Source organism: Mycobacterium sp. 852002-53434_SCH5985345, from assembly GCF_001667155.1.
Lineage (GTDB): Bacteria > Actinomycetota > Actinomycetes > Mycobacteriales > Mycobacteriaceae > Mycobacterium.
This window is the reverse complement of the sequence record NZ_LZIE01000030.1, coordinates 53,118-66,016: the sequence shown is the minus strand read 5'-3', so window position 1 is coordinate 66,016 and position 12,899 is coordinate 53,118. Positions and strand designations below refer to the sequence as shown.

The window sequence follows — 12,899 nt, the reverse complement described above, 5'->3', positions numbered from 1 at the left end:
CCCTCACTCCACGACCCTAGCCCCGGGGCACCTCGGCGAATCCCGGCTCGCCCGCGTCCACAACGGAGTTGAACCGGATCCGAGTGTCGAGACGTTTGCTGATCTCTTGCACGGCGCTGTCGGGAAGCACTGTGACATCGAAGTTCTCGCGGATGCGTGCCGGTGACACGGATGCGGTGAGAACCGCGCTGCCGCGCTGGATGCCCCAGGCCAGGAGCACTTGCGCGGGCGTCTTGCCGAGCCGCCGAGCGATCGATACGACGAGAGGGTCATCGAGCAGCCGCGGTTCCAGTGCGTGACCGAGGGAGGCGAAGGCCAACAGGATGATGCCGTCGGTCTCGCGCATTTGGTGAAGTGCCCATTGGGGGTGATACGGGTGCGACTCGACTTCGACGACCGCCGGCTTGATGCGGGCCGTCTTCAGGATCTCTCGGGTGCCTTCGGCGTCGATGTCGGAGAGGCCTATTGCCCGCGTAAGGCCCTCGTCGACAAGGGCTTCCATCGCCGCCCAGGTTTGCGCCAACGTGACCCCGTCGTCGTAGACGACGGCCCCATGGATGTCCCGGGGGTCTTGGTCGTCCCCGGGCCGGAACGCGAAGGGGGTGTGCACGAGATACAGATCGACCGCGTCCAGCCCCAGCCTGTCCAGGCTGGCCCGCAGGGCGGGCTTCACCCGTTCCGGGCGATGGTTGTTGTTCCACAGCTTCGTGGTCACGAACAATTCCTCGCGTCGGACCGTTCGTTGCGCGAACAGCTCTTTGAGCGCCGCGCCGACCTCGGCTTCGTTGCGATACCGCTCGGCGGCGTCGAGGTGACGAAACCCCGCTTGGACCGCGGTCTTGACGGCATCACGCGTCTTGGTGTTGTCGGACAGCGAGGTGCCGAACCCGAGCGCCGGGATCGCGCCGCTCCCGTCGTTCAGGGCGAACCTGCGTTGACTGAGACTTTCATTCGGTGCCATGGCTTTCGGACTCCTTTGTTTTCGACGGATCGGCCGGCTTGGTCAGCAGGGCGACGGCTTCGGATGTGGTCCAGACCGCGCTGGCGAGGAAGCGGAAATTGATCAGGGCGGCGAGGTAGCCATCGCATTCGGCCAGGCGCGGGCCCGCCGTGGCGTCCTTGACGACGGCGACCTCGAAACCCTGCTCGATGAGCTCGCGCAGGTGGCCTTCGACGCACAGGTTGGCGGCCATCCCCGCGAGCACGACCTGGCTGACGCCGCGCTTGCGCAACTGAAGCACCAGGTCGTTCGACTCCGGGCCGACGATCTTGTGGGGTGAGGCGATGACGGTCTGGCCGTCGTGGATGTGCTGGCGGTACGCCGGCAGGAAGTCGGCTCCGGAGCCGACGAATCCATCTGCCGCGTAAGCGCTTTGGCGCTCGAACATGCCGACGGAGTCCATGAATTTCTCCAGCGGATCCCCGAACCGCCACTGCTTGTCGGTGGGAAAGAAGTAGTGCGGTGACACCGCGACGGTGATGCCCGCCCGCTTCGCGGCGTCGAGCAGCTCGCCGATATGGGCGACGACGTCGTTGGCCCGGACACCGTCGCCGAAGACCGGCCACCCGGCGCCCGCCGGACTCAGGAAATCGACCTGCGGATCGGTGAGGACCAGCGCGGCGCGATCGAGGTCGAGCACGAAGCCGGAATCCGGCAGCTCGGGCAGGTGCGGCTCGGCGTCGCTGCTCGGCTCTGGCATCACACACATCCTCGTCTTCGGAACCGGTAAGGTCCGATGTTAGATGACCAGTCGTCTATTTAACAAGCCGGGCCCTTGAACCATTCCGCCGCCGACCGCATCAGTGCAGTAGCGCCGGGACCGTGGTCGCCTCGAACCGGTCGTACGGGGCCCTACTGCGGGTCACCTTCCCGCGCAGGGCCGCGCCTTCCCACGCCTCGATCAGCTGGGAGGCGAGCTCGGGAGCCGGCAGGTCGCGCCGGACGCCGCCGGAACGCCGCTGCCCGGACTGCACACACTCGGTGAGGGCCGCGCCCCAGCGGTCGAGAATGCGCACCAGTTCGGCGCGCACCGGCTCGCTCGAACCGCCCATTTCGAGCGACAGATTTCCGATCAAGCAGCCAAGCAGGAAGTCGCCGGCCTCGTGCTCGTCGGCAAGAGCATGGAAGAAGCGGGTGATCCGGTCCTGTGCCGGCCCGGCTTCGCCGAGGATCGGCAGCAGCCGCGTTTCGATGTCGGCCCAGTAATGCTCGAGGATCGCCGCCGCGAACGCTTCCTTGCTCGGGAAATACGCGTAGAACGACCCCTTCGGGACGCCCGCCGCGTCGGTGATGTCTTTGACGCCGCTCGCGGAAAATCCGCGCGAGTGGACGAGTTCGAGCCCCGCGCTAAGCAGGCGGCGGCGCACCTCGGGATTCGGCGGACGCGGCATCCCTCGATGGTAGCCGACCGGTCACTTACCTTTGCGGGTCTGCTTCGGACCGGCCCCGAACGCTAGAACTCCTTGTGATTCACGTCGGTGATCAGGCCACCGTCCATCACGAACTCGCTGCCGGTGGAGTAGGACGACTCGTCGCTGGCCAGGAAAAGCACGAACGTCGCGACTTCCCGAACCTCGCCCGGACGCCCAAGCGGGATCGTCACCATGTCCTCGGGCAGGTGGGCGGTCATCGGGGTGCGGATAAACCCCGGATGCACCGAGTTCACCCGAATGTTGTGCGGCGCCAGCTCCAATGCCGCCGACTTCGCCAGGCCGCGCACGCCCCACTTGGACGCGACGTAGGGGTGCACCATGGGCGCGCCGCGCAGGCCCTCGATCGAGGACACGTTGATGATCGAGCCGCCCCCGGCGGCGATCATCGGCTCGACCGCAACCCGCATGCCCAAGAACGTCCCGGTCAGGTTGACGTCAATCACCTTCTGCCACTTGGCCAGATCGAAACTCTTCAGCGGGCCGAGCGCGACGGTGCCGGCGTTGTTGACCAGCACGTTGAGCTTGCCGAATTCGCCGATCGCCGTGGCGACGGCGGCGTCCCACTGGTCGGGCTGGGTGACGTCGAGGTGCACGTAGCGCGCAGAGTCGCCGATCTCGTCGGCCAACGCCTTGCCCTGATCGTCCAGGATGTCGCCGATCACGACCTTGGCGCCTTCGGACACCAGCAGGCGCGCATCTTCGGCTCCCATACCGCCGGCGCCCCCGCTGATCAGCGCAACCTTGCCGTCTACCCGTCCCACAGGGACTCCTTTCGATTTAGGTGCTCACCAAAGTGTTCGGTGCGTAAAGGCCTTTGCCCGTTACCAGCGGCAAATCTAGTGTGGTCCGGATGCCCGGCGGCGCGGCGATCACAGCGGGGATGGCGTTGACGATGCGGCCCGCGGCGCCCGCGATCGCCGCGTGGTTGTGGTCGCCCTTGCGGCTGCTCGGGATGATGTCGACGGCATACGACGGCTCGCCGGTGATCTCGACGCGGTACGAGCCGTCGCCCGAAGCGGGCTGAGGCAGGTCCGGCCGCAGGTCGGGCCGCAGCCGGGTGACGTGCTCGATGACGATGGCGGGGTGGCCCTTGACCATGCCGCGGATCTCGAACTGCAGCACCGCCACGGTGCCCTTGGCCACCCGGCCGACCGCGATGTCGAAATCCTCCGGTGCCGGCTCGCGCTGGTAGGACTCGGTGATCTCGTCGACCTCGATGCCGAGGCCGGCCGCCAGCTGACGGATCGCGGTTCCCCAGGCGATGCTGAGGATGCCCGGCTGCAGCAGCATCGGGATCTCGTCCATGGGCTTGGCGAATCCCATGTAGTCCATGACCTCGGTCCCGTTGTACGACGCGTAGTCGTGGATCTCCATGCAGCGCACCTGCTCGATGTGCTGACAGGTACCGGCGAGCGCGAACGGTAGCAGATCGTTGGCGAATCCGGGGTCGACGCCGCTGATGAAGATGCTCGAATTACCTTGCTTGGCAGCGTCTTCGACGCGGCCGATGTACTTGTCGGGCATCACGCCCCACGGGTATTGCAGCAGCCCCGGCGAGGATCCGACGACGTTGACACCGGCCGCCAAGATGCGCATGACGTCGGCCATCGCGTCGGGCAGGCGGGTGTCGCCCATGGCGCAGTACACGACGCACTCGGGCTTGGTGGCCAACAGGGCGTCGAGGTCGGAGACGGCGGTGACACCCGTGACGACGCCGGCCTCGAGGCCCACGCCGCACAGCTCGCCGGCGTCCTTGCCCACCTTCTCCGGGTTGGACACGCACACGCCCGTCAACTCGAATTGCGGGTTGGTGATCAGCTCGGCCAGGGCTAACCCTCCGACGTTTCCGGTACCGATGTGCGCGACGCGGATCGCCATGAGAGAGTCTCCGTCCTTTGAGCGCTCAAAACTTTTCTAGACACTAGTCCACAAAATTTGCGGCGCATACCGGCGGACCGGCCGTCGGCTCCTCGGGCAGAATGACTCGCTGATGGCACAACGCGAAGACGTCCAATTCCCCTCCGGTGGCGATTTGATCAGCGCCTGGCTCTATCGGCCGGCTGGCGGCGGCCCCGCACCGTTGTTGGTCATGGCGCACGGCCTGGGCGGGGTGCGCACCATGCGGCTCGACGCCTACGCCGAGCGATTCAGCGCGGCCGGTTACGCCTGCCTGGTGTTCGACTATCGCAATTTCGGCGACAGCGAGGGCAGGCCGCGCCAGGTGCTCGATGTCGGGCTGCAGCTCGCCGACTGGGCCGCGGCGGTCGCGTACGCCCGCACCCTCCCGGGAATCGATCCCAAGCGAATCGCGTTGTGGGGCACCTCTTTTGCCGGCGGGCACGTGATGGCTACGGCGGCCCGGCTGCCGGGAATCGCCGCGGCGGTCGTCCAATGCCCCTTCACCGACGGCCTCGCGTCGGCGCGCACCATCAGCAACCCCTTGGTCTTCGCGCGGGTCGGCCTCCTGGCGGCACGCGACCTGGTGGCCGCCCGGCTGCGCAAGCCCCCGGTCATGGTGCCGACGGTCGGAATGCCGGGGGACGTCGCCTTGATGACCACCCCCGACGCGTACCCCGGCTACCTCAGGCTCGTGCCCGTGGGTGAGGAGCTGACCAACGAGGTGGCGGCCCGCATTGCGTTGACGATCATGGCCTACCGTCCCGGCCGCGACGCCGCGAAGATCCCCTGCCCGATCCTGTTCTGCGTGTGCGAAGCCGACTCGGTGGCTCCGGCGGCGGCGACGCTGCGCTACGCGGCCAAGGCCCCGCGCGGTGAGGTCAAGCTTTATCCCGAAGGCCATTTCGCGATCTATGTCGACGAGGCGTTCGAGCGTGTCGTCGCCGACCAGCTCGCCTTCCTCGACAAGCACCTGAAGGGCGCCTAGGGGCGATCGCGAGCGCGGCGTAGTCGGGCGAAGCGGGTCGCCCCATTGGGCTAGGGCCCGAGCGGGGAACTCGTGCGGATCGCCTCGTCGCGGATCAATCCGCGCAGCAGCGCGGTGCTGAACTCGGCGGCGATCTCCTTGGCGCTGCGGCGTCCACTGGGCCGCAACCACCGGTAGGCGCCCAGCGTCATGCCGATGTACCCGAGCGCCAGCACGTGGGAGTCGCACGGGTAGAACTCCCCGCTGGCGATCCCCCGGTCGATGAGGCCGTGCACGTGCTCGTAGACCTGGGTTTCCTTCTCCCGCACCGCGGCGACCTGCTCTTCGGTGAACCACTCGGTGATATACGGCTGCTCCTGGAAGTACACGGCCGCGCCCTCGGGATTGGCAGCGATCTGGTCGAGCAGGCGCACGGTGTACTGGTACAACGCCTCTCGCGCGGTCATCGAGGGATCGTCGTGGACGGCGGCCAGGGTGCGCTCGGCGGCCTGCTGGTAGATGTCGTAGAGGATCAGAGACTTGCTGGCGTAGTAGTGGTAGACCGTCGCCTTGTTCAGGCCGATCACGTCGGCGACGTCGTCCATCCGGGTGCCGTGGTAGCCGCGGGCGGCGAACAGCTTGGTGGCGACAGCCAGCAGCTCTTCACGTCGCGTGCGTCCGTTCTCGGATGGCATCTGCCCTCGCTATCGTCACTGCCGGGCGGGACCTTCGGGTGCCGGGCAAGGTCAATTATCAATCAACTGGTTGGACAGTTTAGGCAAACGCCAGGTGTCGCCCCGACGAGGATGGGACTAGACTCGCTTTCGAAAGCTCAAGTCGCGACTGGAGGGGTGGCCTCATGGATCCGAGCCCGGACTACGACGCTAGCGACGAAATCGAGTTCTTCTTCCGCTACGTGCCCTGGGGGCTGCGCGGCGTCGTCGACGGCAACGGCTACCCGCCGCCCGCCTACCCGCCGGTCTAGGCCGCTTGGCGCCTCTAGAGCGCCTTCAGTTCCTCGGCGACCTCGGTCACCGATTTCTTCGCGTCCCCGAACAGCATCGTCGTCCCGTCGGCGTAGAACAGCGGGTTGTCGATGCCCGCGAACCCGGAGTTCATCGACCGCTTGAGCACGATGACCGACTTGGCCCTGTCCACGTTCAGGATGGGCATGCCGTAGATCGGGCTGGATTGCTCGTTGCGGGCCGCCGGGTTGGTGACGTCGTTGGCGCCGATGACGATCGCGACGTCGGTGCGGGCGAACTCGTCGTTGATGTCGTCCATGTCCTTCATGGCGTCGTAGTCGACCTCGGCCTCGGCCAGCAGCACGTTCATGTGCCCGGGCATGCGCCCCGCGACCGGGTGAATCGCGTACTTCACCGGCACGCCCTTGTCCTCGAGCAGACTGGCCATGTCCTTGACGGCGTGCTGGGCCTGCGCGACCGCCAGGCCGTAGCCGGGAACCACGATCACCTGGTTGGCGTACGCCATCTGGATCGCGGCGTCGGCCGCCGAGGTCGCCTTGACGTGCTTGTCGCCGCCGTCCCCTCCGGCGCCCGGGGCCACGCCCCCACCGCCGAAGCCACCGGCGACGATCGCCGGGATGGAACGGTTCATGGCCTTGGCCATCAGGTTGGTCAGGATCGAACCGGACGCGCCGACGATCATGCCGGCCACGATCATCGCGGTGTTGTTGAGCGCCAGGCCGGCCGCCGCGGCCGAGAGGCCGGTCATGGCGTTGAGCAGCGAGATGACCACCGGCATGTCGGCGCCACCGATCGGCAGCACCACCATCAGGCCGAGCACCCCCGCGGCGGCCAGCAGGCCGACCATCCACCACAGCGGCGCCCCGCCGGTGCCGGGGTGCGCGCCCAAGCCGATGACCACCGCGGCCGCCACCGCCGCCGCCAAGAGCAGCAGGTTGATCGGTTGCTGAACCCTGCCGAAGCCGATCGGAGAGCCGGAGATGATCTCCTGCAGTTTGCCGAAGGCGATGATCGATCCCCAGAACGAGATCGACCCGATGATCGCGGCGAACAGCGACGCGACCACGATGTGCACGGTCGGCGACTCCCCGTGCTGGAAGGCCGAAAAGCCTTTGGTCTCAATGAATTCCGCCAGCGCGATGAGCGCGACCGTGCCGCCGCCGACGCCGTTGAAGAACGCCACCAACTGCGGCATGGCGGTCATCTTGGTCAGCCGCGCCGGCGGCACACCGAGCACGACACCCACGACCAGGCCGGCGATGATGAGCACCCACGACTCGGTGTGCCGGATCTTGATCAGGGTCGCCGTCACCGCCAGAGCCATGCCGACCGCGGCGATCAGGTTGCCCCGCACCGCCGTCTTCGGGCCGGTCAGGCCCATCAGGCCGTAGATGAAGAGGGCGAACGAAATGATGTAGAGAACGGTGACCAGGTAGTTCATTTCGCCGCCAGATCTTCGGTCTTCACCGGCGCGGCCTTCTTCTTGCCCTTGAACATGCCCAGCATCCGGTCGGTGACGATGAAGCCGCCGATCACGTTGAGCGTCCCGAACACCACCGCGACGAACAGGATGATCTGCACCGCCAGCGACGGATGCTCAACCTCGCCGAAGACCACCAGAGCGCCGAGCACCACGATGCCGTGAATGGCGTTCGTTCCCGACATCAGCGGCGTGTGCAGCGTGTTGGGCACCTTTGAAATGACCGCGAACCCGACGAACCCGGACAGCACCAGGATCGCCAGGTTGGCCAACAGCTCGTCATACATATCTAGGAGTCCTCACTCGCCCGGGTAACGCAGGCCGCCGCGACGACCTCGTCGTCGAAGTCGGGGGCCAGCTTGCCGTCTTTGATCAACAGGTCCAGGAGCGCCGTGATGTTCTTGCTGTAGAGCTCGCTGGCGTGCTCGGGCATGGTTGCCGGCAGGTTCAGCGGAGAGGCGATGGTGACGTCGTGCTTCACGACCGTCTGCCCCGGCTCGGTCAGTTCGCAGTTGCCACCGGTTTCCCCCGCCAGGTCGATCACCACGCTGCCGGGCTTCATCGACTCCACCGCCGCGGCGGTCACCAGCCGGGGTGCGGGGCGCCCCGGAACCAACGCGGTGGTGATCACCACGTCGAACCCGGCGATCGCCTTCTCCAGGGATTTCTGCTGCTGGGCGCGCTCTTCTTCGGTGAGCTCGCGGGCATACCCGCCCTCACCGGCCGCGTCTATACCGAGATCCAGCCACTGCGCCCCCACCGAACGGACCTGATCGGCCACCTCCGGGCGCACGTCGTACCCGGAGGTGCGCCCGCCCAGCCGTTTGGCCGTCGCCAGCGCCTGCAGTCCGGCCACCCCGACGCCGAGCACCAGCACGCTGGCCGGCTTCACGGTGCCCGCCGCGGTCGTCAGCATCGGAAAGAACCGGGTCGACTCGGACGCCGCCAGCAGCACGGCCTTGTAGCCGGCCACGTTGGCCTGCGACGACAGCGCATCCATGACCTGGGCGCGCGAGATGCGCGGGATCGCTTCGAGCGCGAACGCCCGCACCCCCGCCTCGGTGAGAGCGCCGATCGAGTTGTCGGTGTTGCGCGGTGCCAGGAAACCGATCAGGGTCTGCCCGCGGCGCAACTTGGCGACCTCTTCTTTGGTCGGCGGCGCCACCTTGACGACGATGTCGGCAGCCCAGGCGTCACCGATGCTGGCGCCGGCCTCGGTGTAGAGCTGGTCCGGAAGCAAAGCACCCTCGCCCGCACCCGACTCGACCACTACCGCCACACCGCCGCTGATCAGCGACGCCACCGCCTTGGGTACCAGTGCGACCCGTCGTTCGTCGGCCCCGGACTCGGCGACCACCCCTACCGTCGTCTGCGCATCTGTCATGGCGCGTACATCTGCTTTCCCGCACTTTCCTGCCGTTTGATGTGCCGCTGGCTGGCCGCACGCTTCGCTACCTTAACGCCTGCCGGATTTCGCCCCGGACGTGCGATCGACCGGGGCGGGCTACCGCCGGCGCGGCAGACGGGCTCCCGTCGATGGTTCGTTACCCGAGGCGCGCGCAGTAGCGGCCGCGGCGTTGTGGACCCACAAGACAACGTTGTGGCCGGTTCGCTACCAGAGCGGGATGTCCTGCCCGCGCTCGGCCACCGGGCGGGGCCCGAAGTAGCGGCGTTCGGACTCGTCGATCCGCACGTCGTTGATGCTGGCCTCGCGGCGCGCCATCAACCCCGACGGCGAGAACTCCCACAGCTCGTTGCCGTAGCTGCGAAACCACTGGCCGCTCGCGTCGCGACACTCATACTGAAACCGCACGGCGATGCGGTTGCCGTGGAAGTCCCACAAGCTTTTCCGCAACGCGTAGTCGAGCTCGCGCTGCCACTTGCGGGTCAGGAACCCCACAATCGCGTCGCGGCCCACGACATGTTCGTCGCGATTGCGCCACTGCGAGTCGGGCGTGTAAGCCAGGCTGACGCGGTGCGGATCGCAGGTGTTCCACGCGTCCTCGGCGGCCTGCACCTTCTTTAGGGCAGTCTCAGAGGTGAACGGCGGGAACGGCGGACGGGATTCGGTCATGGCGCCATGTCTACCGCGAGCAGAACACAAAATCGCACTAATCCGCACGCCGACAGGTGACGTTGCGTCTGCTCGTGGCGCCGCTAGACACGTGTCCTATGGTGGCGGCATGGACTTCGCGATGTCGGCCAAAGGCAACGATTACCACAAGCGATTGACCGACTTCATGACCGAGTACGTCTTCCCGGCCGAGGCCGAATACGACAAGTACCGGGACGAGGCCGGCCCGAACGATCACACGGTCCCGCCGATCATCGAGGAGCTGAAGACCAAGGCCAAGGAGCGCGGCCTGTGGAACCTGTTCCTGCCGGCCGAGTCGGGCCTGACCAACCTGGAATACGCGCCGCTGGCCGAGATCACCGGCTGGAGCCTCGAGATCGCCCCCGAGGCGCTCAACTGCGCGGCACCGGACACCGGAAACATGGAGACCCTGCACCTGTTCGCGACCGAGGAGCAACGCAAGCAATGGCTGGAGCCGTTGCTCAACGGTGAGATCCGCAGCGGCTTTTCGATGACCGAGCCGGCTGTCGCCAGCAGCGACGCCCGCAACATCGAGACCTCCATCGTGCGCGACGGTGGCGACTACGTGATCAATGGCCGCAAGTGGTGGACCTCCGGGGCGTCCGACCCGCGCTGCAAGATCCTCATCGTGATGGGCCGCACCAACCCCGAGGCGGCAAGCCACCAGCAGCAGTCCATGGTGCTGGTGCCGATCGATACGCCGGGCGTGACGGTGGTCCGCTCCACCACGGTCTTCGGTTTCCAGGACCAGCCTGGACACTGCGAGATCATCTACGACAACGTCCGGGTGCCCGCCACCAACCTGCTCGGCGAGGAGGGCGGGGGCTTCGCGATCGCGCAGGCCCGGCTGGGGCCGGGCCGCATCCACCACTGCATGCGTGCGCTGGGCGGTTCCGAACGGGCGCTGGCCCTGATGGTGGACCGGGCGCAGAACCGGGTGGCGTTCGGCCGTCCGCTGGCCGAGCAGGGCGTGGTGCGGGAGGCAATTGCCAAGTCCCGCAACGAGATCGACCAGGCGCGGCTGTTGTGCGAAAAGGCGGCGTGGACCATCGACCAGCACGGGAACAAGGCCGCCCACACGTTGGTCTCGCAGATCAAGGCGGTCGCGCCGCAGGTGGCGTGCAACGTCATCGACCGAGCGATTCAGGTGCATGGGGCCGCGGGGGTCAGCGAGGACACGGTGCTCGCCCGCATGTACGCCTGGCACCGGGCGATGCGGCTCTTCGACGGCCCCGACGAGGTACACATGCGGACCATCGCGCGCGCCGAGCTCGGCCGGGAGAAGTCTCCGCTCGCCGCGGCGGTCACCGCACATGAGTAAGGCCGCCCTCCGGGAGTTGCCCGGCGCGTGGAACTTTCGCGATGTCGCCGACGGCGCCGGGGCGCTGCGGCCGGGCCGGCTGTTTCGGTCCAGCGAGCTGAGCCGCCTCGACGACGACGGCCGGGCGACGCTGCTCGGACTGGGCATCACCGACGTCGCCGACCTACGGGCGGCGCGGGAGGTGGCCCGCCGCGGGCCCGGCCGCGTGCCCGACGGTGTCGACGTTCACCTGCTTCCGTTCCCGGACCTCGCCGACGACGCCGGTGAGGGCGACGAAGCCCCCCATGAACATGCGTTCCGGCAGCTGATGACCAACGGCGATCCCGACGAGTCCATCAACGACACCGCCGCCCGCTACATGGTCGACGAGTACCGGCAGTTCCCCACCCGCAACGGCGCCCAGCGGGCGCTGCACCGCGTCGTCACGCTGCTGGCCGCGGGGCGGCCCGTCCTCACGCACTGCTTCGCGGGCAAGGACCGCACCGGCTTCGTGGTGGCGACGGTGCTGGAGACTGTCGGCATCGATCGCGACACCATCGTCGCCGACTACCTGCGCAGCAATGACGCCGTCGCGGAGCTGCGGGTCCGCATCTCCGAGATGATTGAGCAGCGCTCGGAAGCCGAACTCACGCCGGAGGTCAGGACCTTCACCGAAGCCCGGCTATCCGACGGTGTTCTCGGCGTGCGGCCCGAGTACCTGGCCGCCGCGCGCCAGACCATCGACGAGCAATTCGGTTCGCTGGACGCCTATCTGAGCGACGCGGGCATCACCGAGGCCGACGTGGATCGACTACGTCAGGCGCTGCTGGCCTGACTCGAACCACGCGGCCACGGCGCTGACCGTTACAGCTTGAAGTTGGCTTGTTTGGCCGCGGACAGGTCGTCGATCTGCGACCAGTGCGAGGCGACATCCTCGACCGTCGGCGGCTTGTCGAAGTTGGCGCCCTCGTTCTGGAACAGGGCCACCCGCTGCACCTTGCCTCCACCGACGACGAAAACCGAAGCGGTGTTGGGGTTTTCCTCGGTGCACAGGTAGGCCACCACCGGCGCCACATACTCGGGCGTCAGCTTCTCGAGCACCTCCTTGGGGAGGATGTCCTCGGTCATCCGGGTCGCCGCGATCGGCGCGACGGCATTGGCGTGGATGTTGTACTTCGCCCCCTCCTGCGCCAGCGTGTTGATCATGCCGACCAGGCCGAGTTTGGCCGCGCCGTAGTTGGTCTGCCCGAAGTTGCCGAACAGGCCGCTGGTGGAGGTGGCGACGACGATCCTCCCGTAACTCTGCTCCCGGAAATGCGGCCAGGCGGCGCGCAGCACGTTGTACCCGCCGTAGAGGTGCACCTTGAGCACAGCGTCCCAGTTCTCGAACGTCATCTTGTGGAAGGTGCCGTCGCGCAGGATCCCGGCGTTGCTCACCACGCCGTGCACGGCGCCGAACTCGTCGAGCGCCGTCTTGATGATGTTCGCGGCGCCCTCGGGCTCGGCGACGCTGTCGTAGTTGGCGACCGCCCGGCCACCCGCATCCTTGATCTCGTCGACGACGTGATCGGCCATGTTGTGGCCGGCCCCCGTGCCGTCACGGGATCCACCGAGGTCGTTGACGACGACGCTGGCCCCCTCGCGGGCCAGGGTCAGGGCGTATTCACGGCCCAGCCCCCCGCCAGCTCCGGTGACGACGATGACGCGATCCTGCACTCCGGGCATCAGGTTCCTCTCTAAGG

15 protein-coding genes are annotated in these 12,899 nt (G+C 67.3%); 4 read left to right on the top strand and 11 right to left on the bottom strand.

Going from position 1 to position 12,899, the window contains the following annotated elements:
- Nucleotides 1–16: 16 nt before the first annotated feature.
- The 5 genes from A5756_RS06840 to A5756_RS06820 all read right to left on the bottom strand — a co-directional run bounded on the left by A5756_RS06840 (nt 17) and on the right by A5756_RS06820 (nt 4,311).
- Nucleotides 17–961, bottom strand: coding sequence for an aldo/keto reductase (locus A5756_RS06840; protein WP_066949418.1), 945 nt, complete (start codon nt 959–961; stop codon nt 17–19).
- Complete coding sequence (locus tag A5756_RS06835; RefSeq protein WP_197505744.1) at nt 948–1,700, bottom strand: cysteine hydrolase; 753 nt, start codon at nt 1,698–1,700, stop codon at nt 948–950. The genes A5756_RS06840 and A5756_RS06835 overlap by 14 nt, the downstream gene beginning before the upstream one ends.
- Before the next feature lie 100 nt (nt 1,701–1,800).
- Nucleotides 1,801–2,391 carry a TetR/AcrR family transcriptional regulator gene (locus A5756_RS06830; RefSeq protein WP_066949412.1) on the bottom strand — a complete coding sequence of 197 codons (591 nt, stop codon included), beginning with the start codon at nt 2,389–2,391 and terminating at the stop codon, nt 1,801–1,803.
- 62 nt (nt 2,392–2,453) lie between these two features.
- Nucleotides 2,454–3,194 (bottom strand): glucose 1-dehydrogenase, encoded by a 741-nt coding sequence (locus tag A5756_RS06825; RefSeq protein WP_066949409.1) that lies wholly within the window; start codon nt 3,192–3,194, stop codon nt 2,454–2,456.
- 16 nt (nt 3,195–3,210) lie between these two features.
- On the bottom strand, nt 3,211–4,311 hold the full coding sequence (locus A5756_RS06820) for a diacylglycerol kinase (protein ID WP_066949405.1): 1,101 nt from the start codon (nt 4,309–4,311) through the stop codon (nt 3,211–3,213).
- Nucleotides 4,312–4,423: 112 nt separating this feature from the next.
- Between A5756_RS06820 and A5756_RS06815 the strand changes: the two genes are divergently transcribed.
- Complete coding sequence (locus tag A5756_RS06815; RefSeq protein ID WP_066949402.1) at nt 4,424–5,317, top strand: alpha/beta hydrolase; 894 nt, start codon at nt 4,424–4,426, stop codon at nt 5,315–5,317.
- A 50-nt stretch (nt 5,318–5,367) separates the two neighbouring features.
- Here A5756_RS06815 and A5756_RS06810 read toward each other — a convergent pair whose 3' ends face one another.
- Nucleotides 5,368–5,991 carry a TetR/AcrR family transcriptional regulator gene (locus tag A5756_RS06810; protein WP_066949400.1) on the bottom strand — a complete coding sequence of 208 codons (624 nt, stop codon included), beginning with the start codon at nt 5,989–5,991 and terminating at the stop codon, nt 5,368–5,370.
- A 164-nt stretch (nt 5,992–6,155) separates the two neighbouring features.
- On the opposite strand from A5756_RS06810, the gene A5756_RS25810 reads away from it, so the two are divergent.
- Nucleotides 6,156–6,281: a hypothetical protein gene (locus A5756_RS25810; RefSeq protein WP_007167223.1), complete on the top strand. Its 126-nt coding sequence runs from the start codon at nt 6,156–6,158 to the stop codon at nt 6,279–6,281.
- A 14-nt stretch (nt 6,282–6,295) separates the two neighbouring features.
- Here the strand turns inward: A5756_RS25810 and A5756_RS06805 are convergent, their stop codons facing one another.
- The 4 genes from A5756_RS06805 to A5756_RS06790 all read right to left on the bottom strand — a co-directional run bounded on the left by A5756_RS06805 (nt 6,296) and on the right by A5756_RS06790 (nt 9,836).
- Nucleotides 6,296–7,723, bottom strand: a complete 1,428-nt coding sequence (locus tag A5756_RS06805) for an NAD(P)(+) transhydrogenase (Re/Si-specific) subunit beta (protein ID WP_066949396.1) — start codon at nt 7,721–7,723, stop codon at nt 6,296–6,298.
- The gene (locus tag A5756_RS06800; RefSeq protein WP_066949393.1) at nt 7,720–8,049 is read right to left on the bottom strand and encodes an NAD(P) transhydrogenase subunit alpha; all 330 of its coding nucleotides are present in this window, start codon (nt 8,047–8,049) and stop codon (nt 7,720–7,722) included. Before A5756_RS06800 ends, A5756_RS06805 begins: the two co-directional genes overlap by 4 nt.
- 2 nt (nt 8,050–8,051) lie before the next feature.
- The gene (locus tag A5756_RS06795; protein WP_066949386.1) at nt 8,052–9,146 is read right to left on the bottom strand and encodes a Re/Si-specific NAD(P)(+) transhydrogenase subunit alpha; all 1,095 of its coding nucleotides are present in this window, start codon (nt 9,144–9,146) and stop codon (nt 8,052–8,054) included.
- A 228-nt stretch (nt 9,147–9,374) separates the two neighbouring features.
- The gene (locus A5756_RS06790) at nt 9,375–9,836 is read right to left on the bottom strand and encodes a nuclear transport factor 2 family protein (protein ID WP_066949383.1); all 462 of its coding nucleotides are present in this window, start codon (nt 9,834–9,836) and stop codon (nt 9,375–9,377) included.
- A 121-nt stretch (nt 9,837–9,957) separates the two neighbouring features.
- Between A5756_RS06790 and A5756_RS06785 the strand changes: the two genes are divergently transcribed.
- Complete coding sequence (locus A5756_RS06785; protein WP_066949515.1) at nt 9,958–11,178, top strand: acyl-CoA dehydrogenase family protein; 1,221 nt, start codon at nt 9,958–9,960, stop codon at nt 11,176–11,178.
- Nucleotides 11,171–11,992: a tyrosine-protein phosphatase gene (locus A5756_RS06780; protein WP_066949380.1), complete on the top strand. Its 822-nt coding sequence runs from the start codon at nt 11,171–11,173 to the stop codon at nt 11,990–11,992. The genes A5756_RS06785 and A5756_RS06780 overlap by 8 nt, the downstream gene beginning before the upstream one ends.
- Nucleotides 11,993–12,021: 29 nt before the next feature.
- Here the strand turns inward: A5756_RS06780 and A5756_RS06775 are convergent, their stop codons facing one another.
- Entirely contained in the window at nt 12,022–12,882 is an 861-nt protein-coding gene (locus A5756_RS06775; protein WP_066949377.1) for an SDR family oxidoreductase, read from the bottom strand.
- Nucleotides 12,883–12,899: the final 17 nt, after the last annotated feature.

What these genes read in the sequence shown, in the direction of transcription:
- A5756_RS06800 (WP_066949393.1), bottom strand. Translation starts at nt 8,049, where the DNA reads ATGTATGACGAGCTGTTGGCCAACCTGGCGATCCTGGTGCTGTCCGGG.
- A5756_RS06840 (WP_066949418.1), bottom strand. Translation starts at nt 961, where the DNA reads ATGGCACCGAATGAAAGTCTCAGTCAACGCAGGTTCGCCCTGAACGAC.
- A5756_RS06790 (WP_066949383.1), bottom strand. Translation starts at nt 9,836, where the DNA reads ATGACCGAATCCCGTCCGCCGTTCCCGCCGTTCACCTCTGAGACTGCC.
- A5756_RS06835 (WP_197505744.1), bottom strand. Translation starts at nt 1,700, where the DNA reads ATGCCAGAGCCGAGCAGCGACGCCGAGCCGCACCTGCCCGAGCTGCCG.
- A5756_RS06805 (WP_066949396.1), bottom strand. Translation starts at nt 7,723, where the DNA reads ATGAACTACCTGGTCACCGTTCTCTACATCATTTCGTTCGCCCTCTTC.
- A5756_RS06810 (WP_066949400.1), bottom strand. Translation starts at nt 5,991, where the DNA reads ATGCCATCCGAGAACGGACGCACGCGACGTGAAGAGCTGCTGGCTGTC.
- A5756_RS06830 (WP_066949412.1), bottom strand. Translation starts at nt 2,391, where the DNA reads ATGCCGCGTCCGCCGAATCCCGAGGTGCGCCGCCGCCTGCTTAGCGCG.
- A5756_RS06795 (WP_066949386.1), bottom strand. Translation starts at nt 9,146, where the DNA reads ATGACAGATGCGCAGACGACGGTAGGGGTGGTCGCCGAGTCCGGGGCC.
- A5756_RS06775 (WP_066949377.1), bottom strand. Translation starts at nt 12,882, where the DNA reads ATGCCCGGAGTGCAGGATCGCGTCATCGTCGTCACCGGAGCTGGCGGG.
- A5756_RS06820 (WP_066949405.1), bottom strand. Translation starts at nt 4,311, where the DNA reads ATGGCGATCCGCGTCGCGCACATCGGTACCGGAAACGTCGGAGGGTTA.
- A5756_RS06780 (WP_066949380.1), top strand. Translation starts at nt 11,171, where the DNA reads ATGAGTAAGGCCGCCCTCCGGGAGTTGCCCGGCGCGTGGAACTTTCGC.
- A5756_RS06815 (WP_066949402.1), top strand. Translation starts at nt 4,424, where the DNA reads ATGGCACAACGCGAAGACGTCCAATTCCCCTCCGGTGGCGATTTGATC.
- A5756_RS06785 (WP_066949515.1), top strand. Translation starts at nt 9,958, where the DNA reads ATGTCGGCCAAAGGCAACGATTACCACAAGCGATTGACCGACTTCATG.
- A5756_RS25810 (WP_007167223.1), top strand. Translation starts at nt 6,156, where the DNA reads ATGGATCCGAGCCCGGACTACGACGCTAGCGACGAAATCGAGTTCTTC.